This window comes from Hydrogenobacter subterraneus, from assembly GCF_055390195.1.
Map to the genome: position 1 here is coordinate 446,703 of NZ_AP042473.1, position 24,452 is coordinate 471,154.

Below are 24,452 nucleotides of genomic sequence, written 5' to 3' on the forward strand. Positions count from 1 at the left end.
ATGATGGAGCAAAACATACCTCTTATAGAGCTTTTGAAGGAAGAAAAGGGTCCAATTCTAATAGCAAGCCATGAGAATCCGGATGCGGATACATTGGGTAGCGCCTTGGCCCTATACCTTTTCCTGAAGAAAAAGGGTAAAAATGTGGTGGTGGGTTGCAAGGATAAGGTGCCACACTTTTTGGACTTTTTACCTGGAGCAAGCGACGTTATAAGGCTTCCAGTGGAGGACATATTTAGCCTTGCCATAGTGGTTGATGCCAGTGGCTTTTCCCGTGTGAATGCGGAAGTAAAGGCCTTCAGAAGGGCAAGGATAGACCATCACATAGGTGGAGAGTTTTATGGAGAGTATGATTACATAGATCCCGATGCGCCCTCTACCACTTCTCTCATCTACAGGCTTTTGTGTGCTTGGGACAAGTCCGCCATAGATGAGGATATAGCGGAAAACCTTTATGCAGGCCTTGCTACCGATACGGGCTTTTTCAAATATTCTAATACTACTGCGGAGACCTTTGAGCTTGCAAAGGAGCTTGTAGAGCTTGGTGCAAAGCCCAATTGGACATATGTTAACTTTGCAGAGAGGGAAAGCATAAACAAGATAAGGCTTATATCAAAGGTTTTGGAAACTCTTACCCTTCATGAGGATGGCCTTGTGGCTGGAATAACTATCTTTGATAGATTTTTCAAAGAGACGGGCTGTGAGTATGCGGACAGTGAAGGCCTTGTAAACTATCCAAGGTCCTTAGAAGGTGTGGAGGTGGCCTACGCCATCATTGAAAAGCCGGAGGAGAAGGTTTGGAAGGTTTCTCTCAGGTCCAAGGGGAAGGTGGATGTGGCAAAGATAGCGGAAGAGCTGGGTGGTGGTGGCCACAAGTATGCCTCCGGTTGTAAGATAAAGGCTAACAGCTACGAGGAGGCTATGGACCTTCTTTTGAAGGCCATAAAGAGAGGCTTGGAAAGGGAAGGGCTAATAAAGTATGCCGTAGGCCAAAAGGCCTAAGTGTTCCCTTAGTGCCTTGTAGCTGTCGTTTAGTACGCTCATACGAGGAATGAAGCTGTATAGGGTGTATTTTTTGTCCTGTTTAAAATCGGTGGGATAAGGGAGAACATCAAGCCCTACACTTTTGAAGGTCTCCATAGCCCTTGGCATATGGTAGGCTGAGGTGATAAGGGCTATTTTTTTAAAGCCGTGCTGTTGGCATATCTCCTTTACATACAAGGCATTTTCGTAGGTATCCCTACTTCTTACCTCTGTGATTATACTTCTTCTGTCCACACCAAGCTCTTCAAGCAGTTGTTTCATGATTTCAGCCTCGGGAAGCCTTCCTACGCTGGCGCCCCCGGAAAGTATGATAGGAAGTCCATACTTTTTGTGAAGTATAAAGCCTGTGAGAAGCCTTTTCATGGAGTCTTCTTTGAGTATGCCTGTGTTGTAAGAGCCACCACCGAGGACCACAAGGGCATCCACATCCACACTCTGTGGCACAGGGTATTTGTCTTCCAAGGGCTTGTAAAGAGCATCTTTGACTGGTTCTACCGAAAGCAGATATAGACTGAGGGCTCCAAAAAGGGCCAAAAGGTTTATAAGCCTTCTTTTTGACAAGAAGAATATGGTTAAAAAAAGTAGGATAAAAAGCGCAGGTGGAAGGATCAAAAAGCTAAAAAGCTTTTTTAAGAAAAAGATCATCTTTTTCTTACACCTATTAGCACATTCTCCACACCACTTTTCTTTCCTAAGTCCATGAGGGCTACAACGAACTTATGCGCCACATCCTCATCGGCCTCTATGACCATGGTCTTTGGCTTTTTATTTTTAAGGTCTTCTTCTATCTGTTCTAAGCTTGCCTCCTTTCCGTTTACCATATACTTTCCCTCTTTTAGCACCTGAACTCTATAGACTTGCAGGCTTACCTTTTCACCCTCCTTTGCAAAGGGTAGCTTTACCGCAAGGAAGGTTATGGGAGACTGGAAGGCCAAAAGGGCAAGGAAAAGAAAGACGGCGAGAAGAGTATCCACGAGAGGCACCACATCTATATAAGCTCTCTCATCATAGCTAAGCCTTCTCCTCCTCATAACACCCTCACCATATCAAAAAGCTCTTCTTCTATCTTGCTTAGTATGTTGTTGCCCCAGATTTTGAAAAGCCAATAAGCTACAAGGGCTGGTATGGCTACCGCAAGGCCTGTAGCTGCAGCCACTAAGGCTTCACTTATGCCTTTTGATAGTAAAGGCATGGCCGTCTCTGGGTCTGCTACGGAAAAGGCTGAAAAGACTTTTATAAGCCCCGTTATGGTGCCAAAAAGGCCAATAAGAGGTGCCACGCTTGCCACGGTAGAAAGAATGGCCAAGTTCTTTTCAAGCTTTGGCACAAGAAGAGAGATTTCAAAATCCAGGCTTTTTATAATGTCTTCCTTCTTTATCTTTCCCTCTTTGTAGCTTTGTAAGAGGTCCTTTAAAACCACCGCCATATGGGAGCTGTCTGTTGAAAGTAGCTTTATGGCACCATCTATGTCTCCGCTGGCAAGCAAGGTTTTTAGGTCCTTAAAGGACCTGCTTCTGTAGTTGGATGGCCTCATGTTCATAAGCCTTTCTACTATAACAGCCCAAGAAAGGATGGAAAGGAAAAGAAGAGGATATATGGCAAGACCACCTTTTTGCAAAAGGTTTATAAGTCCCTCCATCTTACTTCACCTCACACTTTGGTAAGCCTTTTTTAAGCTTATTATACATGCTTGTCTCCTCTGGGCTTGCTGTGCTTGAATCAAACCTTTCCAACATACAGCTTGCATCTCTTTTTGCACCAAGCTTTAAAAGTATCTTTGCCCCTTCCAAAACTGCAGAGTTATAATAAGGCTCTCCCTTATAGTTCAAGCTAATATCTACAAAGTATTCCAAAGCTTTTTTTCTTTCCCCTCTTTTTGACAGGTCCATACCATAAAGGTATAAAGCCTGCCCTCTTAAGCTCTTTTCTGGGCTTTTTGATACATAGTCAAGTAGGGATAAGTCCCCCGTTTGTTTGTATAGGTCCAGGAGATACCTCTCAAACTCTTGATCCCTATAGCCAGACTTTATAAGCTCTTGTGCCAAGCTATGGGCTGAAGAGATGTCCCTTATGCTAAGGTATAAACCTATTGCCTTAATCTTGTCTGGCTTATCTCCTTCTGCCAGCATATCCGCAAGGCTCTTTGCTTCTCCAAAAGAAGAATATATCTTTATGATCTCATCCCTTGCTCTCTTTCTTTCTTCTTCCACGGGTGATTCTTTATAGACCTTGTAAAGTAGCACAAGCCTTTTGGAAGGGTCTTCTTCCAAGTCTGCCAGCTTTAGTATAGCCTTGAATTTTATGGGTGTGTCAAGGAGTGTAAGGAGTAGCCTTTCCGCTTCCGCCTTGTTGCCCTTTCTTGCCATAAGGCTTGCATACTGGTAGATGATCTCAGGTGGTGGATTCTTCTCCTTTTTCATATACTCTTCTAAGACCTTTTCCAGTTCCTCATCCCCTATGTTCTTTCCAGCAAAATCAAGCAGGGCGAGGGTTGCAGACTTGGCCTCCTCACTGTCTGGAAAGCTCCTTAGAACCTCAAGATATTTCTCTTTTGCCTTCTCCACATTCCCCATGTTATAGTAGCTCTCCCCCATCTTAAGAAGGGCTCTGGCCCTGTTTGGACTATCCTTTGGTACCTTCTCAAAGAATTCAACGGCCTTTTGATAGTTGCCTTCCAAAAAGTAAGAAAGCCCCAAGAGGTAAAACTCCTCTTCAGATTTGCCGGTCAAAAAGCTTCTGGCCAGCTTTGTATCGCCAAGCATTAGTGCAGACCTTGCCTTCAAAAGCCTTGCCCTTTCGTCCATCCTTCCTTGAAGGAGGTCTATAACCTCCTTATACTTCTTTAGGTTATAAAGGGCCAAGGCCTTATAATACGGGTCTTCAAAAAAGCCAAGGGCTCCAAGCCAATCGCCCCTTCTAAAGTTTTCCCATCCTTGGTATTCCTTGTATAGGTCTGGATAGAGCTTTGCCACCTCCGAAAGGGTGCCAGACATATCCTCACCGGACCAATAGAGAGCCTCCAGAAGCCAAAGGTAGTCCTCTCTGTCTTTTTTCTTGTTTTTCAAAAGCTCAATGGCCTTTTTGTAGTCTCCCATCTTTATGGCAGAATAGACCGCATACCTTGTGTTTCCAGCTTCCAAAAAGTTCCTCAAAGCAAGGGCATAGTCCCCAGAGTTGTAGGCTATAATACCAGCCTTTTCCAGAAATCTTACATCCTTTGTAAGGGTATAGGTAAGCCTTGAAAGATAAACATCCTTCTCGGATATGAGAGCATAAAGCTCTCTTGCAAGGTATGGATTTATGCTTTCCAGTATGCTTGCATGCCTCAAGGCTTGTTCTCCTTTGCCTTCCTTGTAGTCTATCAAGGACAGATAATAAAGGGCCACATCCCTGTAGGGCCTTCCAGGCCTGGAGTAATCTTCAAAGATGGCCTTGGCCCCCTTTAGGTCTCCTCCAAAGTAGGCAAGAATGCCAGACCTTAGCCTTGTGCTATCCCTATAAAGTAAGTTCTCCTTTCCCTTTACAAAATCGGATACATACTGGCAGTATTGAACAAAGACCACACCATCACAGGAGAGGTTGGCTGGTCTTCCCTCCTTTATAGCCTTTACCGCCTTCCAGAGGTTGTTTTGGTTTTCTGGCACAGAACCCTTAAGGGTAAGGCTCAAGGCATAGTAGGCCTCGCAGGCCGGTTCCTGATACATATGGGTAAAGTTGCAAGAATTTTTAAAAAGCTCTAAGGCCCTTTGCTTTTGATCCTTTGAATAGGCTATTATGCCAAGCACATATTCGGCCATAGGCCCAAAGGCTGAGTTTGGCACCAAAAGCACCTTTCCAAGCTCTTCTTCCGCAAGGTCATACCTACCCTTCAGATAATAATCCACTCCAAGCCTGTAAGATAGTGCATCCTTTGGCTCTCCACAGCTTATGCCACTCCTCTCTATAGGCTTTATCTGGGCAAACTCCATGATCTTTGGTGCCTCAAGAACCATGTAGGATAGGTCAAGCTCCTTTGCCTGTGGCATGGGAAGGTAGTTTGGTGGGCTAAGCTTGGGCTTTTCTTCGTACAGCTTGCCTGTTAGCTCTACCTTTACATCAAACTCCTTTGTTATCTGTTGTGCTAAGGCAAAGGCCAAAAGCAAAAGAAGGCTAAAGAGCCTTATGGGCTTCCACATACAAATCCCCCAAATGGCAGGTTATGTTAAGAGCCATTATAACATTCCTATCCTTTTCCATATGGACAACAGAATAGCTGGCATTATCACAGCCAAAGGACCAAAACCTTGAAAGGTCCACTTTCAAAAGGGCGCAATACATAGCCCTCATAGGCACAGTGTGAGAAACCACTGCCACACTTTGACCCCAATGCTTTTCCTTTAACTCTTCCAAAAAGCTCTTTACCCTTTCATACACTTGTAAAAGGCTCTCACCGCCTTCAAAGCTTACCTTATGTGGCTCTTCAAGCCACTGCCTGAACTGTTCTGGAAACCTTCTTTGCACCTCTTCCACCAGCAAGCCGGACCATACACCGTGGTCAATCTCTATAACCCTCCTTTCTGGAATAACATCCTTACCCTTCCTCTTGGCTATCTCAAGGGCCGTTTGCATGGTCCTTTTGAGTGGAGAGGAGTATATGGCATGAAGCTCAATATCTTTGAATCGTTCCCCAAGCCTTTTGGCTTGTTCTCTTCCCCTTTCTGAAAGCTCTGGGTCCAAAAGGCCCTGATACCTTCCTATGGGATTCCACTCGCTTTCTGCATGCCTTATAAGATAAAGCTTTACCATATTCCCTCTTCCATTAAAGTTTGGCTATAAGCCCTTACACCTTCTCCTATGTTTATATCAAAGCCAAGCCTTTTTAAGACAACCTCCAAAAGCCCAATCACCATAAGCCCATCCTTTGGGTCTACACCCATATGGGATATACGAAAGATCTTACCCTTTAGCTCATCCTGACCGCCAGCCACCCTCACACCAAGCTTTAAAAGCTCCTTCCTTATGTCCTCCGACCTCTCTGACCTTATGGCGCTAACCGACAGAGCTGGATTTTGAGCAAATCTTTGTAGATTAAGGACTTCTATGGCTCTTAGAGTCCCTTGCGATAAGGCTCTATGCCTCTTTTCTATCCTTTCCATACCCTCTTCCAAAAGAAGCTCTAAGGACTCTTTCATGGCAAGGATAAGGCTTATGGCAGGCGTCCAAGCCGTTTGACCCTCCTTTTGCTTTGGAAGCTCCCTTTTTATGCTAAAGTAAAAGGCCCTATCCACAAGGCTTTTTTCCGCCCTCTCTGAAAACCAAAGGACCGAAAGGCCCGGTGGGAGCAAAAAGCCCTTCTGGGACCCGCCCACTATCACATCAAGGTTCCAATAAGATGGCTTTATGTTGTAAACTCCCAAAGCAGTTATGGCATCTGCCACAGAAAGCACATCAAACTCCTTGCATACCTCCCCTATCTCCTTAGCAGGATGGTAGGCACCGGTAGAAGTTTCTGAGATCTGGAATAGCACCGCTTTACAGTCCGGGTTTTCCTTCAAGAGTCTTCTTACCTCCTCTGGGTCCGCAGACCTCCCCCATTCTACCTTATACTCTATGGGCACAAGGCCCCAATGATTAGAGAGCTTTAGCCACCTTTCGCCAAACTTTCCACCATTTATTACCAAGACCTTATCGCCTTCTTTGAAGAAATTCAATATGGTGGCCTCCATGGCACCGGTGCCGGAAGAAGCAAAAAAGACAAAGTTGTCCGAAGGGTTATCCAGGAGCTTTTTGAAAAGCTCCCTTACCTCAAAAAATGCCCTTCTGAACTCTTCCGTGCGATGATGGATTATCTGCCTTCCAAGGACCTCTCTTACCCTTTCTGGGATCTCTACCGGACCGGGTGTAAATATCCTCTCTTGGCGCATGGTAGAATATTTTACTCCGAATGCTTGGTCTATGGCTTGCCATCTTATCCGCCTTCTTTTGGGGAACAAACGACTACCTAAACAAAAGGCTTTTATTAAAGGGACTTGATGAAAACTTTGTTCTCTGGGTGAGGTTTCCCATAGCTTCTTTACTTTTAACACCCTTTGGTTTCTATTATTGGGACATGAGCCTCAAGCTTTTTCTTTATAGCCTTATCTGGCTTCCCTTAGAGGTTTTGGGTGGTGTGCTTTTTATGAAGGGCATAAAGTATGCACCCTTATCCACCGCCATGTCTTTTTATTCCTTTATGCCCGTCTTTTCTGTCCTTTTTGGTTGGCTATTACTTTCCGAAAAACCTTCTCCCTTAGGCCTTCTTGGTATAGGACTCATAATTCTTGCAAGCCTTATAATGGTAGGCTTTTCACCAAGGGACTTTTTAAAGAAGAACAGGGGAGTTATTTACATGCTTATTTCAACAGCCCTTTTTGGCTTTAATGTGGTGCTTGGCAAGGCTTCTGTTATAGAAAGCAATGGGCTGTTTTTTAGCTGGTATTATTGTGTTTTAATGGGCTTGGGTTCTTTGCTTTTTGTAAAACCTTCTTACATAATAAGATTGGATAATTATAAGCACTGGGAAATTCCAACCCTTGGTTTTTTCTTTGCAATAGGAGACGTGCTTTATAACCTCGCCTTACTTTTCACCTTGTCTTCTTATGTGGCTTCCGCAGAAAGACTTTCTCTTTTGTTTGCTCTTATATACGGAAAAATATTTTTGGGCGAGAGTTTAAACAGGGCATTCCTGCCTGCAATTCTTATGATAGTTGGTAATATGCTTATAGGTTTTGGGTAGTATAGGTTTTTTAAATATTGCTTTTGGTAAAGATAACAACATACTTAGGATGTGCAATCTTAGCCCTTTACATGTGCTTTATTGTGGCAGGACTTACATTGAAAAATCAAAGCTTAATCTATCACCCAACTTTTAATATATTTTTAAAGGGGATGTTTATGGACCATTTAGGGAGGAAGGTATATATAGCCAAGGTGCTTACAAAGCACGGCTTTGGCCTTTTACTCTTTAAGCTTGGGCTTGGACATCTTGTACCCTTTCATTGGGGCATATTGGGCCATAAGAGGAGGAAGGAAAGATACACGCCTGAGGAACATCTAAGATTAGCCTTTGAGGAGCTTGGTGTTACCTTTATAAAGCTTGGACAGATACTTAGCGTAAGGCCTGACCTTTTGCCGGATAGCTATATTCAGGAGCTTTCAAAGCTTCAGGACAAGGTGCCACCCGTGGACTCCGAAAGCATAAGGAAGGTTATAGAGGAGGAGTTTGGAAGGCCATGCGAAGCCATTTTTGACTATTTTGAGGATGAGCCTTTGGCATCAGCCTCCATAGGTCAGGTGCATAGGGCAAGGCTAAAGACTGGTGAGAAGGTGGTGCTAAAGGTACAAAAGCCCTATGTGGAAAGCCAGGTGGAAGAAGATTTGGCCATACTTGAGGAGCTTGCCCAGACTGCCATGAAAACAGAGCTTGGACAGATATGGGATATTCAAGCAATCTTTGAAGAGTTTTCTTATACCATAAAGAACGAGCTTGATTATACAAGGGAGGGAAGAAACTGTGATACCTTTAGAAAAAACTTTTCAAAGGACACAGATGTTTATATACCAAAGGTATATTGGGAATATACTACCAAAAGGGTCCTATGCCTTGAAGAGATAGAAGGTATAAAAATAAGTGATAGAGAGGCGCTTGAAAAAGGTGGCTTTAACCTCAAAGACATTGCAAGGAAGGGAGCTGGTATATACCTTAAGATGATCCTTAGGGATGGATTCTTCCATGCAGACCCCCACCCTGGAAACTTTTTAGTCATGAAGGATGGTAGGATAGGTCTATTAGACTATGGGATGGTAGGAACTATTGACAGTATTAACAGGATCAATCTTTTCCAGCTTATGTACGGCATCATCAAAAACGACCTTGACCTTGTAATAGATGCTCTCTACGACCTTGGCATATATATAAAACCAGAAAGAGAAAAGTTTTTGAACAGAGAACTGGAGATACTATTTTCCTACTACTTTATGCAACCTTTGAAGGAAGTTAAGCTTTCAAAAATAGTACAAGATACGCTTAGGCTTTCATACAGATATGGCATGAGAATACCCTCAGACCTTTTCTTACTACTAAAAACTCTTGCCCTTGCAGAAGGCACAGCCCTAAAACTTGACCCAGAATTTAGACTGATTGAAGAAATGAAGCCCTATGTAAGTAAGGGCTTCAAGCATGTCTTACTTCCCATGTTCTCAAAACAAGAAACTACGAAAAATCTACTTATGACCACAAAGATGTTACTTCAGGGTATTGGAAAGACAAAAAGGTTTCTTAACAATGTTGAAAGGGGTGAGTTTAGGGTATCCATAGACTACAAGGGTGAAGAAAGGTTTATGAAGGACCTAAGAAGGGATATAAACAGGCTTTCTATGAGCATACTAACCCTTGGCTTTATGCTGTCCTCCTCCCTCTTGATTCTTGCCTTGTCACCACACTTATTAAAGGAATACTTTGTTTACCCTCTTGCCATATTCACCATACTGCTTGTGTTTTTTGGTTTTATGAAACTCAGACAGACTTAAGGTATGTGTTCTTATACCTTATGTAGTTTTCCGCAGATTCTTTTATAAGCTTTATCTCCTCTTCCCTTAGGTCTCTGACTATTTTGGCAGGAAAGCCAGCTACCAAAACGCCAGAAGGGAATTTTTTGCCCGGTGTAAGTAAGGCTCCAGCGCCCACAAGCACATAATCCTCTATCTCCACACCATCCATCACCACCGCACCCATACCCACCAATACATAGTTGCCTATCTTACAGCCATGCAAAATAACCCTATGCCCAACTGTAACATAGTCCCCTATTATGGTAGGGTGTGTGTCATGGGTTACATGCACCACAGAGTTATCTTGAATGTTTGTCCCCTTACCTATGCGTATATAGTTCACATCCCCTCTTATAACAGTGCCATACCATACGGAAGAATCTTCTCCAATCTCCACATCTCCTATAACAACTGAGTTCTCCGCCAAAAAGACAGAATTATGTATGGTTGGCTTTTTATCTTTGTAAGGTAGCACAAGAGCCATGAGTATATTTTAAGGCAAATTTTCATAGTACTTTCATTTTTTTGTAAATACTTTAATTTTTTGAAAAGGAGGTGACGAGCTATGAGAAGGTTTTTAGCCATTGGTACTATGCTCTTTGGACTTTATGGTGTAAGTATGGCTGGTGATAGGGTTTATCTTGGTATAAGCTTAGGCTATAATGTTTGCCCTGAAAAAAGAGTGGTTTATGTGGATAGAAGGCCGGATGTGATCGTGGTTAGACCAACTCCCGTTTACTATTATGAACCCTACGAAAAGGTAGTGATAATAGAAAAAAAGAAGCACAAAAAACATTGGAAGAGACACTGGCATTGGGATGATGATTGATGGTTTAAACTACAATGTATGACGTTTAAAATAGCTTTAACAAGGAGCATTGAGGATATAAAGAGGGATAAAAAACTCTTTGAAAATGCGGGTTTTGAGGTCATTGAGTTGCCTCTTATAGAAGAGGAAGTGCTAAGCTTTGAAGTTCCTACTTTGAATTTTGACTTTGTGGTCTTTCAAAGCCCAAGGGCCGTTAGGGTGTTCCTCTCAAAGTATAAGCTTGGTAATGAAAAGATTGTGGTGGTGGGAGAGAAGACAAAAAAAGCGGTGGAGGAGTTTGGATATAAGGTTTGGGCTATGCCAAGAGAATACTATGCAGAGGAGATTGTAAAGCTGTTTGAAAGACTTTCTGGGAAGGTGCTTGTTCCAAGGTCTGCGGTGGGAAGGGATGAGGTGATAGAAGGCTTAAAGGCTTTTGGCCTTGAGGTGTATCCCATAGATGTCTATAGGGTTAAGGAAAGGTTGTATGAAAAGGAAGAGCTTCTTGAAAGGCTAAAAAGGGCTGATGTGGTTTTCTTTGCCAGCCCTTCGGCGGTGAAGGGCCTTCTTGCAAACTTGCCAAAGGAAGAAGCCATAAGGCTTCTAAAGGATAAAAAAATCCTATCCATTGGCAAAACTACAAAAGAATTTATAAAGAAAGAGTTGGGACTGGATAGCCAGATGCCTGAAAAACCTACAATGGAAAGCGTGGTAGAATTTTTAAAAAACTGGCATAAAGTTTGCAAATAATAGGATTGACCATGCTACAAAAAACCATCTCAAAGGAAGTGGAGTTTGAAGGAGTAGGCATACACAGCGGAGAGGTCTCAAAGATAGTTTTACATCCAGAAGAGGAGAATAAAGGGATAAGGTTTTTGGTGAATGGTAAATACATACCAGCCAACTATAAATATGTTCTTGGCACAGACCACGCCACAGTTTTAGGTAAAGATGGGGCAAAGGTTAGCACGGCAGAGCATCTTTTGGCAGTCCTTTACATGCTTGGCATAGATAACCTTACGGTGGAGTTCTTAAAAGGGTATGAGGTGCCTATTTTAGATGGAAGCGGTTATCAGTTTTACAAAGCATTAAAGGATTTAACCTACGAACAGAGCGCCGAGGCTAAGGTTCTTGAGATAAGGGAAGGTTTTGAGGTAAAGAATTGTAAGGCATACATAAAGGCGGAGCCTTCCGAAGGCTTTTGTGTCATCTACAAGGGCTATGTAAAGGGCATACTTGAGGAAGGAACTGCCCAATACTGCGGTAATGCCAAAGAGGTAGTTTTTGCAAGGACCTTCTGTTATGAGGAAGAGGTGGAATACCTCCTTCAAAAGGGCCTTGCCAAGGGTGGTAGTTTGAAGAATGCGGTGGTAATAGGAAAGGGCTTTGTTTATAATCCAGAGGGTTTGAGGTCAAAGGATGAGCCAATAAGGCACAAGCTACTTGACCTTATAGGGGACCTTAGCCTTTTGGGCTTTAGGATAAGGGGTAAGGTCTTCTCTTACCTTGGTGGTCATGCCTTGAATTATGAATTTGTAAAAAGCCTTGCGGAAAGCTCCCTTTCAACAAGGTCCACATCTTCCCTTGTATCTACACCGTGATAGTAGTTTTCTGTGATGATCACCTTTATGGGATAGCCTGCTTCAAGAAGTCTTAGCTGTTCAAGGCTTTCAAGCTCCTCAAGATAACCTCTTGGCATGCTTGTAAATTCAAGCAACACTTCCTTCCGAAAGGCATAAATGCCCACATGCTTGAGCGGGTATAGATTGGAGTTTTTTTTCATATAAGGTATGGAAGACCTGGAAAAGTATAGGGCTGTGTGGTCCTTTTTAAGCACCACCTTCACAGAGTTTGGGTCTTCATAGGCTTTCTCATCCCTTAGGGCGAGGGTTGCCACGGGGTATTTTTCAAGGGCTTCAAAGAGCTTTTCAATGTCTTCTTTATACACAAAAGGCTCATCTCCTTGGTAGTTTATCACGTAATCCACAGGCTCATCCTTTATGGCCCAGGCCACCCTATCGCTCCCAGAGGGAAGGTCTGAGGGTGTGTATCTTACCTCTACAGGGAGGTCCATTACCGCCTGGTATATCCTTTCGCTGTCTGTGGTCAAAAGAACCCTCTCACCAGTTTTTAAACAGCCTTCTACCACCCATCTTATGAGAGGTTTTCCAAGAATCTCAACAAGGGGCTTCTCTTTTAACCTTGTGGAGGCAAGCCTTGAGGGGATGACTATGAGCCTTCTCATCTTAGTGAGAGGTATACTATCATAATTAGCAGGAGTATAGTTAGTATTATAAACAGGGTTAAAAGTTTTCTATAGGTGCTTGCTTCTTGTGAAACGTTTTTTATTATATCGTCCTTGCTTCTAGAGATACTTTCTATATTTTGTATATATTCTGTTAAGCTTTTAATCTTTCCTTCAAGTGAAGCTTTTTCAAATTCAAGATCGTATAGCCTTTCTTGTAGGGTTTGATGGTCAGATTTAAGCTTTTCTAATTCCTTCTTGCACTGCTCAAGCTTTTCTATACATTCTCTATATATACTATATTGCTCTTCCATATCCCAACATTATAAACTAAGCTTTTAGACTCTTTCTTTTTAACAATTTATTATACTCCTCAAAGGCTATCCTTTCCTGCTCCTCGTAAGCCCTTTCTCTCTCCATAAGATTATCCCAATCTACCTTGTGAGCCTCAAACCAAGGACCATCCACACATGCCAGCCTTTGCTCTCCATCCACCAAAACCCTGCATACAAGACACAAGCCCACTGCATCCAACATATGCACGTTCACCATGCTTATTATGGGAGTCTGCGTATATAAAGATAGAAGGTCCTTTGAAAGCCTGTTGCTACCCACAGAGACCACAAGGTTCACATCCAAAGCCTTTGGGCTACTTTGGAAAACCTCGTCAAAGACCTTCTTTGCCTCTTCTTCAAGGTAAAAGTCTTCAGAGGTGTGGAATAATATCAGATAATTTCCTTCCTTCTTTAGCGCCCTTGCCACCATCAGGGCAGGCGCAATGCCCCAGGAGTGTGTGTAAAAGGCTACCCTGCCATAGGACCTTACCGGAAATGGCCTTCCAAGAGGACCAGCCACGTAGCTTAACTCCTGTGCCTCTTCTATGAGTTCAAGGGTGCTTCTTCCCACCGCCTTTACAAGGCATGTAAAACCCTCTTCATAGGTGGAGAGTATGGCAAGGGGTATAAGCTCGGATAGCTCTGTGTGCTGAACCATAACAAACTGCCCTGGCTCCGCACTGGCTATGTGTGGCGCCTTTATCTTCAAAAGACATGCCTCTTCCGATAGCCTCACCTTTTCAAGGATAGGATGCATGCATAAAATTATCTCATAAAAACACACGTAGAGTGAGAAATCAATTAAGGCTATTATTTTTCTGCTAAAAATAAATTAGACAAACAATGTATGGACGCTACAATGCGTGCCTCAAAAAATCTAAAATGTGGTAAGAGCTTTAATAAGCTTATAATTTTAGTCAATGAGGTTAAAGGTGCTTTTAAAGGCTCACAAGATACCCATATTCTACAGAAATATCATCATGAGCCTTATAAAAGAGGCACTTTCCACATACGACGAGAAATATCTTAACCAGCTCTATTATGATGAAAAGACCAAAAAGCCCAAGCCTTTCACCTTTAGCCTTGTATTCCCAAAGGGAACAAAGACTAAAAAGGAAAAAATACTTATTGAAAACCAAGAGATAGAAGATATAGTCTTTTACCCACCGCACGACAAGTACATAAACCTTTTTATAAGCTCTTACGATTTTGAGTTTATTTTAAACCTTTACAATGGTCTTTTAAAACTTCGCAGGTTTTCTCTTAGTAATGGAGGACATATAGAGATTGAAAGGATATGGACGCCTAAGGAGAAGGATATAAAAGACAATAAGATAATCTTTAAAACTCTATCACCCATACTCATAGAAGACAAAGATGGAAAGCCCCTTTTACCCACAGATTTGGAGGCATACAACCGAGAGTTTAACATAATCCATGATAAGAAACTAAAGGAATTAAGGTCCCAAGGCCTAAAAGACAGCCTTCTTTTTGAACCTATAAAGTGGAAAAAGCAGGTGGTAAAACACACCTTGAGGAAGATAAGGGAAAAGGTAGGAAAGCCTTACATCACACTTACATGTTTTGAGGGATATTTTACCTTGCAAGGACACCCAGAGGACCTTAAAATACTTTACCAAGCAGGTATGGGCTTAAGGACAGGACAGGGCTTTGGAATGGTGGAGGTGGTGTAGGTGAGGAGGGGTAAAAGTAAGCAAAATATACCAGGGCAGGGTTCTTTATTTGATTCATCTAACAAGAAGTTAGATAGTTCTTCCACAAATCAAACATTATGTGAAAGCAACACTCAGAGAAATGAGATAGTCTTATATCCATCCAATTGGCTTTATAATGCGTCGGTGATTGGGTTCTTGAAGGTGGTAGCTAAAGGGGAGGGTGAATATTACGTAGAAAAAGAAATACTTCAAGATGATGGGAGTGTAAAACTTTACTTAGAGATATTCAAAAATACAGAAAACATAGGAAATAAATCCATTCCTAAAAGTATTAAATATCTTGCAGAGTTCTTAATCGAGGATGAGATTGAAAGGATAAAAAAAGAAGTTGAAAAGATAAAAAAACTTAAAGAAAAAAGGCAAGAGCAAAGGCAAGAGCAAACTGACGAAAATAAAAAGAAAAAAGGAAAGAAAAAGGAAGTTAATGAAAAGACAGCATTTGAAAAATTCTTGGAAAATTTGGGTCTGGATAGCAATAAAATAATCAATAATCCAGAAAATTTAAGTGATGAAGAAAAACTTGCATGTAAATTTTATTTTACTGGAAACATACTTTTTTCTAGTGATATGCCATATCAAAATTTAGTTCAACTGAATGAGTGGAGAAATTTAGAATTTTCAGAATTAATATCTAGTATGTTTATTAGAAATACTACAAACTTAAAATGTGGATTATGTGGTGAGAACATACAAGAGATAAACACTAATAGTAAGCTTGAATTAAGGTTAACAACATTTCAACATCCACATTTCCCTAGCTTAGGACCATCAATAAACAAGTTTCCCAACGCTTTATGGAATTTAAATAATTCATTAAAAATTTGCTTTCTTTGTTCATACCTTTTAATTCATAACCATTTAGCGTTCATATCTTCTGAAGGAAACAGTCAAATCTTCATAAATGCTCCATCTTTCAAGCTTATGTGGTATCTTAACAGATTTGCGGAAAGAGTAATAAGCGAAGGAGGAAAAGATTTGGGAAAAATATTGGGGATAAGCCTTATAGATTTATCGCAAAGGGTAAGGGCTACTATAGGAGCATGGAGCTTAATGAATATAGAAATGGTAATTAGGAAAAAAGGTAAAGATAAAGATACAATTGATTACTATTCTTTGCCTTACGAAATAGCTTCTATCCTTTTAGATAAAGAGATTGCTAGCATGATCAAGCAAACAGATGAGCCTAAGGTTTTGGAAAAAATACTGGAAGGCAATTTTGATTATTTATTAGATCTTAATTACAGAATTATGAGGTGTTTAAACAACTGGAAAGAAAAGTGTGATGATGCTTATATTTCGGAGTCGGAGCTTAAGAATAGAGGGGATAAAGAAAAGCTTGAATACTTGACAACACTACTTCCATTATTATATGTTAAAATATCACAAAGGAGTATTGCGGAGGGGCGTGTGTTATGAGTGCATATAAAGAAATCTACAATAGGCTTGACGAGATATACAAAAGAATAAATCCTGAGGACGACTCCTGGATAGAAGATGTGGATAAAATTATAAGGCTTTTTTCCGAGTTTGAAAAATTAAAAGATTTCATTACTGCCATTGAGGCTGTGAAAACTGAGTTTGAGAGAAGGGGAACAAGGAATGATGATAGAATCAAAAGAATCAATGCTATTTTATTCAAATTGAAGAAAATTTATCCAGATTTCCTTATTGAAAGGTTGAGGAATAAAGGATACAGGCTTGCTAAAAATGCATCTTTAAGAAAAGCAATAAATGATCAAATGCTACGAATGCTTGAACAAATAAGGTTAGGAAAGCGTGATTCAGTATGTGGAATGTTGCTAAGGATTTTCGTAGTAAATGGAGAAGAGTTTCCAGAGGAGATTATTGAAGCCATTAAGCCTAAATATGATGAAAATCTTTTTAGAGCTTATATGTATGCCTTTTTAAGCGGTTTTATAAAACAGGATAGGGAGGAAGGAAATGAATAGCGGAAGGAGCTTACCAAGTGCAATTACCTTGACTATGATTTTTGAAGCTTCTGCTCTCAATAGAGATGAAAAGATAGGTGGAAATATACCATCCATAAAGAAGCTAACAAGATTTGGAAGTAAAACTTACAGTTATCTATCAAAGGTTGCTATGAGACATTACCTATTTGAAACTTTAAATAAATTGTATGGTGATGACTGGAAACCGGCAGAGTGTGTAGAATCTGGTAGTGGAGATAACAAAGTAGTGCAGTTTGATATTACAAAGCAAAATATACTTACTCACGCAGAATTGGATGCTTTTGGGTATATGTATACAATTGGTGGTCAGCAAGGGATCAGCAGGAAGGGTTGCGTAGGTATAACTAAAGCGATAGCTCTTGAAACCTGGGAAGGCGATATGCAATTTAACGCCAATCATGACCTTGCCAGAAGACCTGGTACAGATCCAAATCCAGTTAATAAAGAAGAGCATGTGTCATATTACAAGGTTTCTTTTACTATTGATGTGGAAAGGCTTGGAGGGGACGAGTGGTGGATTGAGGATTATGATTATGAAGATAAAAATGGTAAAGAAGGTATATTAAGGTTGTTTTTAACAGGTAAGGGGGAAGATATTGTTTTAAAAAATGTTATTATAGAGGAAGAAAATGTTTATTCTATAGAAGGAAAAGGATTAAAGATAGAAGTGTATGGAACAGAAGTGTCTGTAGACAAAGGTTTAATGGAAGAGAAAGCTGATAAAAGTGGTAAAAAATTCATAACATTCAAGAAAGATCTTATTCATATTCATAAAGAAGAAAAAAGTGGTGAAACAAAAGAAGCTAAAGAAAATAAAAACAACAAGAAAACGAAAAAGGACACTTTCAAAATCTATGAAGGGGATTTTGAGTTTAATGAAGAAGAGGAAAAGTACAAATTTAATGTTAGTAATTATGAGTATGATCCTACTAAAAAGACCTTGAAACTATCCAGGGTATTGACTTGTCAAATTAATTGCTTAAAGAAATATAGCCAAAATAACCAAAACAACTGTGAAGTATATGAAGTGAAGGATAGTAAAGGAGCCACGCTCGGTGATATTGAAGTTTATAAAACACCTGGAAAAAAGAAGGTTATATTTAGATTAAATGATTATTTGAAGAAAAAAAGGCTCTGTCAAATCCTAAACGTTCTTAAAAATGGTTTAATTTATCACTCCAGCGGAGAAAATTGGGGAATAACTCCACACTTTATAATAGCTGCCGCTCTGAAGCTACCGATACCTATTTTCCACCCTTTTGTGGAGCTTGATTATATGGATACATCCATCTTGGAAAATGGATACATTCTACCGGCGCCAGATCAGTGTATTCCAGCACAAAACGAGAATAGGACAAACCAAGGTAGGAAGTTGATTTATGCCTTTAGATCGGAGAAATTCAAAAGCCGTGGCTTTGTTAGTAATATAGAAGGTTATGAAAAAGACTTTTATACAGATTGGAAAGAATTTCTTAAGGCAATAGGGTTGTCAACAGATGAGCGTACGGATAATAAAGGTCAAAATCTATCAACCTGAGGCTCACTATAGAATTCCTTTTTCTTATCAAAGAAGATTGACTTATCCTATACCACCTTATTCAACAGTAAAAGGTTTAATTTGCAATCTTCTTGGAATAAATAATGACGATGAGTTTAAAGAATTTAAAAAAGGTTTATCTTTAGCGATTTATGGAAGATACGAAAGCTTAGTAAAGGAATATATTTGGTTTAGAAATTTGAGTTATGAAAGCCATATAGAAAAATTTGGGAGTGTTAGAAATAGGTCAATAAATGGCATAATTCAACATCCTGGTGGGCAAATACCTGTAAAAATAGATGTTCTTCATAATGTGGAACTTATAGTTTACATACTCCATACAGATAGTGGATGGTTTGAGAGAATTAAAGATGCTTTCAATGGAAACACTAAAAGACTATCTTCTATTCATTTGGGGAGGACAGAAGACTGGATAGTTATTAAAGAAGTTAGAGAAATAAAGCCAGTGATTGGTAAAATAAGATTTATAAAGAATTACTTTACTTGGATTCCAGCTCCAGAGTATGTCTATTATGAACTTTCAGAAGATGGTGAGAAAAGTTTTAAAGAGGGTTATGAGAAGTTTTTTAAAAATCTGAATGCTAATATTTTTAAGATTGGTGTATATTATGAAAAGATAGAAGGAGAGCGCATTTTCAACGAATATGTAATAGCAAAGCTTTATGAAGGGCAAAGTTTTAGACCTTTTGAGTTTTATTTAGATAAAGATGAGGACTTTCCTTTATTCTTTTACAAATTGCCTGGAGGTGCAGAAAATGGGAAAGATTTGGGCAAAGAGTGATGGAATTAGTCTAAGTGAACACACAAAGGAGCTTTTAAAACAAATGGACAGTTTGTTTAATGTGATGGGCAATAGAATCGAGCCTTATATATGGAAGCTACTAAAACTTTCAATTTTTGCTCATGACCTTGGAAAGGTTTCCCCATCTTTTCAAATAGGGATAGGTAATTGGCAATATGAACCTAAAAAACCTTTTCCTGATATACCGCATAGTATCTTTTCCTTGCTTTGGATTAATGAGGAAAAAATTTGTAGTTTTTTAAAAAATGTGCCAGATGATGAAGATAAGTATAAAAGATTAGTTCTATCAGCTGTGGCTTTTCACCATTGGAGGGATAGCTTTGATAGTATTGTTCTAGGAAAGGATAGGAATTTTATTGAAGCGGTTAAGAAGGTTTTGGAAGACGAAGAATTTAGAAATGAACTCCTTAGAAATCTAAAAGAGGAATTTGATCAATCAAATGAATACAAAGAATTCTTGGAATTATTGGGGTTTAATGAAGATTTGGCATACAACGTAGGCGAATACAAGGACCTTTTTGCTTTTATTACACCACCTTATGGTAATATACATCTTCCACAGCGTTTAGGGCTGGAAGAATCTTTTAAAAAGGATTGGGCAATCGTAGCTGGTCTTTTAATAAGGATAGACCATTTTGCATCTTTTGTTCAGAAGGAAAAGATAAATGTAGATATAGAAAAACAGCCACCATGTTATAGTAAAATAGAAAAAGAACTTGAAAAGAAATTTGGAAATAGCTTCTGGCAGAGAGATGATTTGAAAGAACGTAAAGATAAAAATATTATTCTTGTAGCTCCTACCGGTTCTGGTAAAACAGAATTTGCTTTCCTTTGGGGAGCGGGAGAAAAGCTATTTTTCACATTGCCTTTAAGAAGTGCTGTAAATTCTATCTATAAAAGGGCAAAGGAGCTCTTTGGTGAAGACAAAGTGGGACTTTTACATTCAGATGCGGATGTTTATCTTTACGAGGATTCTACAAGTTATGAAGGTGAGAGGTTAAGAGTGCTTGATATGGCTCGTCATTTGGCCTTTCCTGTCTTGGTATCAACAGGAGACCAGATTTTTCCATCCGCTTTAAAATATCCGGGTTATGAAAAGTTCTATGCTACCTTATCCTATTCCAGATTGGTTATAGATGAAGTTCAAGCTTACGATACAAGAGCTGTAGCGATTATTGTTAAGCTTATAGAAGATATTGTAAAGCTCGGTGGGAAGTTTTTACTTATGACTGCTACACTACCAAGCTTCGTAAGAGAGGAGTTAGGAGAAAGGATTGGAGAAGAGAATTTTGAGGAGATTGATAAATATGAAGAATATAAAAATATGCAAAAGCATATAATTCAATTAGTTAAAGGTGATCTAGAAAAAGATGAATTCATAAAAGAAATTATTAACAAAGCAAATAATGAAGGAAAGCGAGTACTAGTTATACTCAATACTGTGGAAAAGGCTCAAAAGGTGTATGAGAAAATTATGGAGAAGGCTGAAGGTAAAAATATAAAGATTTGTCTTCTGCATTCCAGGTTCACGTTAAAGGATAGAAAATTAAGAGAAAGAAAAATTCTACGTGAATTTAAAAATCCTAAATCAGAGAATGAAAGGGAAGGTAAAATACTTGTTGCTACTCAGGTTGTGGAAGCTTCTCTAGATATTGATGCGGATATTTTATATACGGAATTAGCTCCCATTGATGTTCTTGTACAAAGAATGGGTAGGGTTTTAAGAAGGAGGAAATTAGAACGTGATGAAACAAATGTAATCATAGTATATGGTGAGGATGAAGAAAGAATCTCTTCCGGGGCTGGTAGAGTTTATAGTGAAGATCTGTTGATTTTATCTCTTGTATTGTTATGTAAAATAAAAATTGACGATAAGCTAAAGAAATATATTACAAACAAACAGTATAAAAAGGCTTATTCCGAGATTTTAAAATCAATTGGAAACGGAACTTTATCTTTTAAATTATCAGAAGGGGATAAGATAGATCTTGTTGAAGAGCTTTATAGAAATTTAAAAGATATCTCTTCTGAATATATTAGAAAGTTTTACGAAACTTTAAAAATACTTGATGCAGGGTTTCAATCAAACTACAAGGAAGAAGCCTTGAAAATATTTAGGGAGATATACGATGTGCCTGTTATTCCAGAAAATAGGATTAGTGATTTAGAAAATGAATTAAAGAGATTGGAAGGGAAGCTTGCAAAAAATGGATATATAGACTATACATTCTTTAAGAAGAATATTTTAGCAAAATTCATTGTGCATTTGGATTATAGGTATTTGCTTAAGAAGGGTGAGGACTTGATTAATGCTTCTTATATAGCAAGTTGTTTGGAAGATAGGAATATAAGGAAGAAGATTGTAAACTGGCTTGAGGATATTTACATAGTTAGGTCTTATGCTTATGATAAACAGTTAGGTTTAAAAGGGATATCAGGAGAAAATTACGAAGCTAAAGATAATATAATTTAGGTATGGACTTTGACTTTGAGGCTTTAAAGACTAATGGAATAAAGATAAACTATCTTTATGTTTGTGAGAGGAAGCTTTGGCTTTTTGATAGGGGAATTCAGATGGAACGCAGTTCTGATAAGGTACTCCTTGGTAAGCTGTTGGGGGAATACTCTTATCCAAAAGAGGAAACAAAAGAGGTTTTGATAGACAATCTTATAAAGATTGATATAGTAGCGCAAGAAGAAATAAGAGAAGTTAAATATTCCAATAAGCTGGTTTATGCTCACAGGATGCAACTTCTATATTACCTTTATTATCTTAAAAGGCTTGGTGTAGAAAAGAAAGGTGTTATAAACTATCCTAAGATGAGAAAAAGGGAGGAGGTTGAACTTACACCGGAAGCTGAAAAGGAGGTTGAGGAAGCATTGGTAAGGGTTAGAGAGGTTTTAAGTATGGAAAAGCCTCCGAAGGTGGTGAAAAAACCATACTGTACTAAGTGTGCTTATTATGAATTCTGCTTTGGGTAATTGATCATGGGTAGGGCATATTACTTGTTTACAAACGGCAGAATTCGGCGCAAGGAAAACACCATATACATAGAAACGGATAATGGGGAAAAGAAGGCTATTCCAATAGAAGATGTAGAGGTTATACATATTTTTGGTGAAGTAGAGTTAAACACAAAACTTTTAAACTTTTTATCTCAACAAAATAAAATTGTGCACGTTTATAACTATTACGGATTTTATTCTGGAAGCTTTGTGCCAAGGGATATAAACGTTTCAGGTCATCTGGCGATAAAACAAGTTGAACACTACCTTGATCCTGAAGAAAGGTTATATCTTGCCTACTGTTTTGTAGAAGGTGCTTTATTTCATATGCTTTGGAACTTAAAAGAATATGAAGGGACTTTTGAGTTTAGAGAGAAAATAAAAAAAGAGTTTGAAAAGGCTAAAGAGGCAAGGAGTATAAGCGAGCTCATGGGTTGTGAGGGTAGAGCAAGGGAGGCTTATTACCAAGCTTTCAATGTAATTCTAAAAGAAGGATTTTATATTGATAAAAGGGAGAAAAGGCCACCGACTAATCCTGTGAATGCTCTTATATCCTTTGCCAATTCTTTGGTTTATTCTACTGTGTTATCTGAGTTGTATCATACACAACTTAATCCTACTATAAGTTATCTGCATGAACCAAGGGAGCGTAGGTTTTCTCTTTCCTTGGACTTGGCGGAGATATTTAAACCTATATTAGCGGATAAGCTTATATTTAAACTTGTTAATAATGGTATTATTAAACCTGAGGACTTTGATGAAGATTTGAACTATTGCTATTTGAAAGATAATGGTAAAAAGAAGTTTGTAAAGGCTTTTGATGAAAAGCTTAACACTACTATAAAGCATAAAAAATTGAATAGAAATGTTTCTTATAGAACTCTAATAAGGCTTGAATGTTATAAGCTTATAAAACATTTTCTTGGAGATGAAATTTACAAACCTTTGAAAGCTTGGTGGTAAGGCTATGTATTTAATAGTGGTTTATGACATAAGTGAAGAGAGGATAAACAAAGTAAGAAAAATATTAAAGAAGTATTTTCTTTGGGTTCAAAACTCGGTCTTTGAAGGGGAAATAAGTGAAGGTAAACTTGAAAAATGCATTCTGGAGTTGAAAAGAGCTATCAACGAAAATGAAGACTCAATCTACTTTTATAGTGTAGAAAACAAGAAAAACCTATCAAAAAGAGTCCTTGGCATAGAAAAGGAAATTACTGATAACATTCTCTAATCCAAGTCTCTCAAGCTTTCCGCAAAGGGGTAAAATGGCCTATGTTTGTCTGAATTAGATGTGTCAAGGCTTAGAATTGTTTTGATATTTCATCTCAATTCCCAACTGGAGGTTCGCGGAAAAATAACCCCACTTGAACCACTTGACAGATTCCTAAAATTGGTGTATTATCTATATTAGATTTAGGTGGTAGGTGTGGGGTTTTATCTGAACTATGTGGGATGTAAAGTGAGATGCTGTCTGCTTACTACAAAAGAAAAATGCGGGTTTTATCTGAACTATGTGGGATGTAAAGAGTCTCTCCCTGCTAAGATTTTTGAGTTGTCTGAGTTTGTTTTATCTGAACTATGTGGGATGTAAAGTGTAGAGGGCATAAAGGCTCTGCAGTGGAACTCACTGTTTTATCTGAACTATGTGGGATGTAAAGGCTATCTCTAACACCCTCTTAACAAGTGCGGACTTAGTTTTATCTGAACTATGTGGGATGTAAAGTGAGGCATTGCTGACAAAATACAGAGAGCTATTTATGGTTTTATCTGAACTATGTGGGATGTAAAGAAGCGATTATCACAACGAGCTATACGACGCAGAACTGGTTTTATCTGAACTATGTGGGATGTAAAGAAAAAGTAGAATTTTGCTTTATAATGAATTTCATCATGTTTTATCTGAACTATGTGGGATGTAAAGAGCCCAGGCGCGGCGGGATGAAGGTTATCTCAGAAGGGTTTTATCTGAACTATGTGGGATGTAAAGTGTGCTTGCACAGGTAAGTAAAATTGCTCCCATACTTGTTTTATCTGAACTATGTGGGATGTAAAGCTTTCATGAGGAGACAATTCTAAGTCAACACTTACGATTGTTTTATCTGAACTATGTGGGATGTAAAGTTACTAATATGCTCTATAACTTCAGTATTCTCGTCAGCAAGTTTTATCTGAACTATGTGGGATGTAAAGGAAAGAAAGGGCCAACACCCTCTTTTTCGTAAGTTAGTTTTATCTGAACTATGTGGGATGTAAAGTCGTTATCAGGAAGCTGAACTCTTACTCTGCAGGTTTTGTTTTATCTGAACTATGTGGGATGTAAAGATCACATAGGACAGAAAAGTCATAAAGATGTTCTCCACAAAAACTAATTTAATCCTTA

Annotated in this window: 25 protein-coding genes and 1 CRISPR repeat array; of the genes, 15 read left to right on the forward strand and 10 right to left on the reverse strand. The window is 39.1% G+C overall.

All coding sequences use genetic code 11. From position 1 onward, the window contains the following. Positions 1-1,002 (forward strand): DHH family phosphoesterase, encoded by a 1,002-nt coding sequence (locus ACZ5GB_RS02540; RefSeq protein WP_464327418.1) that lies wholly within the window; start codon positions 1-3, stop codon positions 1,000-1,002. Here ACZ5GB_RS02540 and ACZ5GB_RS02545 read toward each other — a convergent pair. Genes ACZ5GB_RS02545 through ACZ5GB_RS02570 form a run of 6 tightly spaced genes read right to left on the reverse strand, consistent with a single transcriptional unit; the run spans position 970 to position 6,947 of the window. Next, on the reverse strand, positions 970-1,689 hold the full coding sequence (locus ACZ5GB_RS02545; RefSeq protein WP_464327419.1) for a YdcF family protein: 720 nt from the start codon (positions 1,687-1,689) through the stop codon (positions 970-972). The two genes, ACZ5GB_RS02540 and ACZ5GB_RS02545, sit on opposite strands and share 33 nt — an antisense overlap. Continuing rightward, a complete protein-coding gene (locus ACZ5GB_RS02550; RefSeq protein ID WP_464327420.1) occupies positions 1,686-2,075 on the reverse strand; it encodes an ExbD/TolR family protein in 390 nt (129 codons plus the stop codon). Before ACZ5GB_RS02550 ends, ACZ5GB_RS02545 begins: the two co-directional genes overlap by 4 nt. Beyond that, the gene (locus ACZ5GB_RS02555; protein WP_464327421.1) at positions 2,072-2,683 is read right to left on the reverse strand and encodes a MotA/TolQ/ExbB proton channel family protein; all 612 of its coding nucleotides are present in this window, start codon (positions 2,681-2,683) and stop codon (positions 2,072-2,074) included. The genes ACZ5GB_RS02550 and ACZ5GB_RS02555 overlap by 4 nt, the downstream gene beginning before the upstream one ends. A gap of 1 nt (position 2,684) precedes the next feature. After that, on the reverse strand, positions 2,685-5,219 hold the full coding sequence (locus tag ACZ5GB_RS02560) for a tetratricopeptide repeat protein (protein WP_464327422.1): 2,535 nt from the start codon (positions 5,217-5,219) through the stop codon (positions 2,685-2,687). Beyond that, a complete protein-coding gene (gene pspA / locus ACZ5GB_RS02565; protein WP_464327423.1) occupies positions 5,194-5,829 on the reverse strand; it encodes a phosphoserine phosphatase PspA in 636 nt (211 codons plus the stop codon). The genes ACZ5GB_RS02560 and pspA overlap by 26 nt, the downstream gene beginning before the upstream one ends. Next, positions 5,823-6,947 carry a pyridoxal-phosphate-dependent aminotransferase family protein gene (locus ACZ5GB_RS02570; protein WP_464327424.1) on the reverse strand — a complete coding sequence of 375 codons (1,125 nt, stop codon included), beginning with the start codon at positions 6,945-6,947 and terminating at the stop codon, positions 5,823-5,825. Before ACZ5GB_RS02570 ends, pspA begins: the two co-directional genes overlap by 7 nt. 20 nt (positions 6,948-6,967) lie before the next feature. On the opposite strand from ACZ5GB_RS02570, the gene ACZ5GB_RS02575 reads away from it, so the two are divergent. Together ACZ5GB_RS02575 and ACZ5GB_RS02580 are read left to right on the forward strand one after the other, a co-directional pair. Further along, positions 6,968-7,798, forward strand: a complete 831-nt coding sequence (locus ACZ5GB_RS02575; protein WP_464327425.1) for a DMT family transporter — start codon at positions 6,968-6,970, stop codon at positions 7,796-7,798. A gap of 158 nt (positions 7,799-7,956) precedes the next feature. Continuing rightward, a complete protein-coding gene (locus ACZ5GB_RS02580) occupies positions 7,957-9,591 on the forward strand; it encodes an ABC1 kinase family protein (protein WP_464327426.1) in 1,635 nt (544 codons plus the stop codon). Here the strand turns inward: ACZ5GB_RS02580 and ACZ5GB_RS02585 are convergent. Then, entirely contained in the window at positions 9,578-10,096 is a 519-nt protein-coding gene (locus ACZ5GB_RS02585; RefSeq protein ID WP_464327427.1) for a gamma carbonic anhydrase family protein, read from the reverse strand. The two genes, ACZ5GB_RS02580 and ACZ5GB_RS02585, sit on opposite strands and share 14 nt — an antisense overlap. A gap of 81 nt (positions 10,097-10,177) precedes the next feature. Between ACZ5GB_RS02585 and ACZ5GB_RS02590 the strand changes: the two genes are divergently transcribed. Genes ACZ5GB_RS02590 through lpxC form a run of 3 tightly spaced genes read left to right on the forward strand, consistent with a single transcriptional unit; the run spans position 10,178 to position 12,021 of the window. Continuing rightward, the gene (locus tag ACZ5GB_RS02590) at positions 10,178-10,441 is read left to right on the forward strand and encodes a hypothetical protein (RefSeq protein ID WP_464327428.1); all 264 of its coding nucleotides are present in this window, start codon (positions 10,178-10,180) and stop codon (positions 10,439-10,441) included. An 18-nt stretch (positions 10,442-10,459) separates the two neighbouring features. Beyond that, the gene (locus ACZ5GB_RS02595; protein ID WP_464327429.1) at positions 10,460-11,170 is read left to right on the forward strand and encodes a uroporphyrinogen-III synthase; all 711 of its coding nucleotides are present in this window, start codon (positions 10,460-10,462) and stop codon (positions 11,168-11,170) included. A gap of 11 nt (positions 11,171-11,181) precedes the next feature. Beyond that, the gene (gene lpxC, locus ACZ5GB_RS02600) at positions 11,182-12,021 is read left to right on the forward strand and encodes a UDP-3-O-acyl-N-acetylglucosamine deacetylase (RefSeq protein WP_464327430.1); all 840 of its coding nucleotides are present in this window, start codon (positions 11,182-11,184) and stop codon (positions 12,019-12,021) included. On the opposite strand, the gene kdsB is transcribed toward lpxC, so the two are convergent. Genes kdsB through ACZ5GB_RS02615 form a run of 3 tightly spaced genes read right to left on the reverse strand, consistent with a single transcriptional unit; the run spans position 11,946 to position 13,757 of the window. Next, positions 11,946-12,665 (reverse strand): 3-deoxy-manno-octulosonate cytidylyltransferase, encoded by a 720-nt coding sequence (gene kdsB, locus ACZ5GB_RS02605; protein ID WP_464327431.1) that lies wholly within the window; start codon positions 12,663-12,665, stop codon positions 11,946-11,948. The genes lpxC and kdsB overlap by 76 nt on opposite strands. Continuing rightward, positions 12,662-12,979, reverse strand: a complete 318-nt coding sequence (locus tag ACZ5GB_RS02610) for a hypothetical protein (RefSeq protein ID WP_464327432.1) — start codon at positions 12,977-12,979, stop codon at positions 12,662-12,664. Before ACZ5GB_RS02610 ends, kdsB begins: the two co-directional genes overlap by 4 nt. Before the next feature lie 16 nt (positions 12,980-12,995). Beyond that, positions 12,996-13,757, reverse strand: coding sequence for an iron-sulfur cluster-binding protein (locus ACZ5GB_RS02615; protein WP_464327433.1), 762 nt, complete (start codon positions 13,755-13,757; stop codon positions 12,996-12,998). A 163-nt stretch (positions 13,758-13,920) separates the two neighbouring features. On the opposite strand from ACZ5GB_RS02615, the gene cas6 reads away from it, so the two are divergent. From cas6 to cas2, 9 genes are read left to right on the forward strand one after another with little or no spacing between them, the layout of a single operon-like run. Continuing rightward, positions 13,921-14,694, forward strand: a complete 774-nt coding sequence (gene cas6, locus ACZ5GB_RS02620) for a CRISPR-associated endoribonuclease Cas6 (RefSeq protein WP_464327434.1) — start codon at positions 13,921-13,923, stop codon at positions 14,692-14,694. Further along, positions 14,695-16,152 (forward strand): Cas8a1 family CRISPR/Cas system-associated protein, encoded by a 1,458-nt coding sequence (locus ACZ5GB_RS02625; RefSeq protein ID WP_464327435.1) that lies wholly within the window; start codon positions 14,695-14,697, stop codon positions 16,150-16,152. Beyond that, on the forward strand, positions 16,149-16,685 hold the full coding sequence (locus ACZ5GB_RS02630; protein ID WP_464327436.1) for a hypothetical protein: 537 nt from the start codon (positions 16,149-16,151) through the stop codon (positions 16,683-16,685). Before ACZ5GB_RS02625 ends, ACZ5GB_RS02630 begins: the two co-directional genes overlap by 4 nt. Continuing rightward, the gene (cas7i, locus tag ACZ5GB_RS02635; protein WP_464327437.1) at positions 16,678-18,243 is read left to right on the forward strand and encodes a type I-B CRISPR-associated protein Cas7/Cst2/DevR; all 1,566 of its coding nucleotides are present in this window, start codon (positions 16,678-16,680) and stop codon (positions 18,241-18,243) included. Before ACZ5GB_RS02630 ends, cas7i begins: the two co-directional genes overlap by 8 nt. After that, positions 18,203-19,045, forward strand: a complete 843-nt coding sequence (gene cas5b / locus ACZ5GB_RS02640; protein WP_464327438.1) for a type I-B CRISPR-associated protein Cas5b — start codon at positions 18,203-18,205, stop codon at positions 19,043-19,045. The genes cas7i and cas5b overlap by 41 nt, the downstream gene beginning before the upstream one ends. Next, positions 19,020-21,539, forward strand: a complete 2,520-nt coding sequence (cas3, locus tag ACZ5GB_RS02645) for a CRISPR-associated helicase Cas3' (protein WP_464327439.1) — start codon at positions 19,020-19,022, stop codon at positions 21,537-21,539. Before cas5b ends, cas3 begins: the two co-directional genes overlap by 26 nt. A 2-nt stretch (positions 21,540-21,541) precedes the next feature. Beyond that, positions 21,542-22,048: a CRISPR-associated protein Cas4 gene (gene cas4 / locus ACZ5GB_RS02650; RefSeq protein WP_464327440.1), complete on the forward strand. Its 507-nt coding sequence runs from the start codon at positions 21,542-21,544 to the stop codon at positions 22,046-22,048. 6 nt (positions 22,049-22,054) lie between these two features. Further along, the gene (cas1b, locus tag ACZ5GB_RS02655; protein ID WP_464327441.1) at positions 22,055-23,035 is read left to right on the forward strand and encodes a type I-B CRISPR-associated endonuclease Cas1b; all 981 of its coding nucleotides are present in this window, start codon (positions 22,055-22,057) and stop codon (positions 23,033-23,035) included. Between the two features lie 4 nt (positions 23,036-23,039). Further along, positions 23,040-23,303, forward strand: coding sequence for a CRISPR-associated endonuclease Cas2 (gene cas2 / locus ACZ5GB_RS02660; protein ID WP_464327442.1), 264 nt, complete (start codon positions 23,040-23,042; stop codon positions 23,301-23,303). Between the two features lie 200 nt (positions 23,304-23,503). Beyond that, positions 23,504-24,394: a CRISPR direct-repeat array (repeat unit 29 nt; unit sequence GTTTTATCTGAACTATGTGGGATGTAAAG). The last annotated feature ends 58 nt before the right edge of the window (positions 24,395-24,452 follow it).

Excerpts from the sequence above, each read along its gene's own strand:
- ACZ5GB_RS02540 (WP_464327418.1), top strand. The coding sequence starts at position 1 with ATGATGGAGCAAAACATACCTCTTATAGAGCTTTTGAAGGAAGAAAAG.
- ACZ5GB_RS02545 (WP_464327419.1), bottom strand. The coding sequence starts at position 1,689 with ATGATCTTTTTCTTAAAAAAGCTTTTTAGCTTTTTGATCCTTCCACCT.
- ACZ5GB_RS02550 (WP_464327420.1), bottom strand. The coding sequence starts at position 2,075 with ATGAGGAGGAGAAGGCTTAGCTATGATGAGAGAGCTTATATAGATGTG.
- ACZ5GB_RS02555 (WP_464327421.1), bottom strand. The coding sequence starts at position 2,683 with ATGGAGGGACTTATAAACCTTTTGCAAAAAGGTGGTCTTGCCATATAT.
- ACZ5GB_RS02560 (WP_464327422.1), bottom strand. The coding sequence starts at position 5,219 with ATGTGGAAGCCCATAAGGCTCTTTAGCCTTCTTTTGCTTTTGGCCTTT.
- pspA (WP_464327423.1), bottom strand. The coding sequence starts at position 5,829 with ATGGTAAAGCTTTATCTTATAAGGCATGCAGAAAGCGAGTGGAATCCC.
- ACZ5GB_RS02570 (WP_464327424.1), bottom strand. The coding sequence starts at position 6,947 with ATGCGCCAAGAGAGGATATTTACACCCGGTCCGGTAGAGATCCCAGAA.
- ACZ5GB_RS02575 (WP_464327425.1), top strand. The coding sequence starts at position 6,968 with ATGCTTGGTCTATGGCTTGCCATCTTATCCGCCTTCTTTTGGGGAACA.
- ACZ5GB_RS02580 (WP_464327426.1), top strand. The coding sequence starts at position 7,957 with ATGGACCATTTAGGGAGGAAGGTATATATAGCCAAGGTGCTTACAAAG.
- ACZ5GB_RS02585 (WP_464327427.1), bottom strand. The coding sequence starts at position 10,096 with ATGGCTCTTGTGCTACCTTACAAAGATAAAAAGCCAACCATACATAAT.
- ACZ5GB_RS02590 (WP_464327428.1), top strand. The coding sequence starts at position 10,178 with ATGAGAAGGTTTTTAGCCATTGGTACTATGCTCTTTGGACTTTATGGT.
- ACZ5GB_RS02595 (WP_464327429.1), top strand. The coding sequence starts at position 10,460 with ATGACGTTTAAAATAGCTTTAACAAGGAGCATTGAGGATATAAAGAGG.
- lpxC (WP_464327430.1), top strand. The coding sequence starts at position 11,182 with ATGCTACAAAAAACCATCTCAAAGGAAGTGGAGTTTGAAGGAGTAGGC.
- kdsB (WP_464327431.1), bottom strand. The coding sequence starts at position 12,665 with ATGAGAAGGCTCATAGTCATCCCCTCAAGGCTTGCCTCCACAAGGTTA.
- ACZ5GB_RS02610 (WP_464327432.1), bottom strand. The coding sequence starts at position 12,979 with ATGGAAGAGCAATATAGTATATATAGAGAATGTATAGAAAAGCTTGAG.
- ACZ5GB_RS02615 (WP_464327433.1), bottom strand. The coding sequence starts at position 13,757 with ATGCATCCTATCCTTGAAAAGGTGAGGCTATCGGAAGAGGCATGTCTT.
- cas6 (WP_464327434.1), top strand. The coding sequence starts at position 13,921 with ATGAGGTTAAAGGTGCTTTTAAAGGCTCACAAGATACCCATATTCTAC.
- ACZ5GB_RS02630 (WP_464327436.1), top strand. The coding sequence starts at position 16,149 with ATGAGTGCATATAAAGAAATCTACAATAGGCTTGACGAGATATACAAA.
- cas7i (WP_464327437.1), top strand. The coding sequence starts at position 16,678 with ATGAATAGCGGAAGGAGCTTACCAAGTGCAATTACCTTGACTATGATT.
- cas5b (WP_464327438.1), top strand. The coding sequence starts at position 18,203 with ATGAGCGTACGGATAATAAAGGTCAAAATCTATCAACCTGAGGCTCAC.
- cas3 (WP_464327439.1), top strand. The coding sequence starts at position 19,020 with ATGGGAAAGATTTGGGCAAAGAGTGATGGAATTAGTCTAAGTGAACAC.
- cas4 (WP_464327440.1), top strand. The coding sequence starts at position 21,542 with ATGGACTTTGACTTTGAGGCTTTAAAGACTAATGGAATAAAGATAAAC.
- cas1b (WP_464327441.1), top strand. The coding sequence starts at position 22,055 with ATGGGTAGGGCATATTACTTGTTTACAAACGGCAGAATTCGGCGCAAG.
- cas2 (WP_464327442.1), top strand. The coding sequence starts at position 23,040 with ATGTATTTAATAGTGGTTTATGACATAAGTGAAGAGAGGATAAACAAA.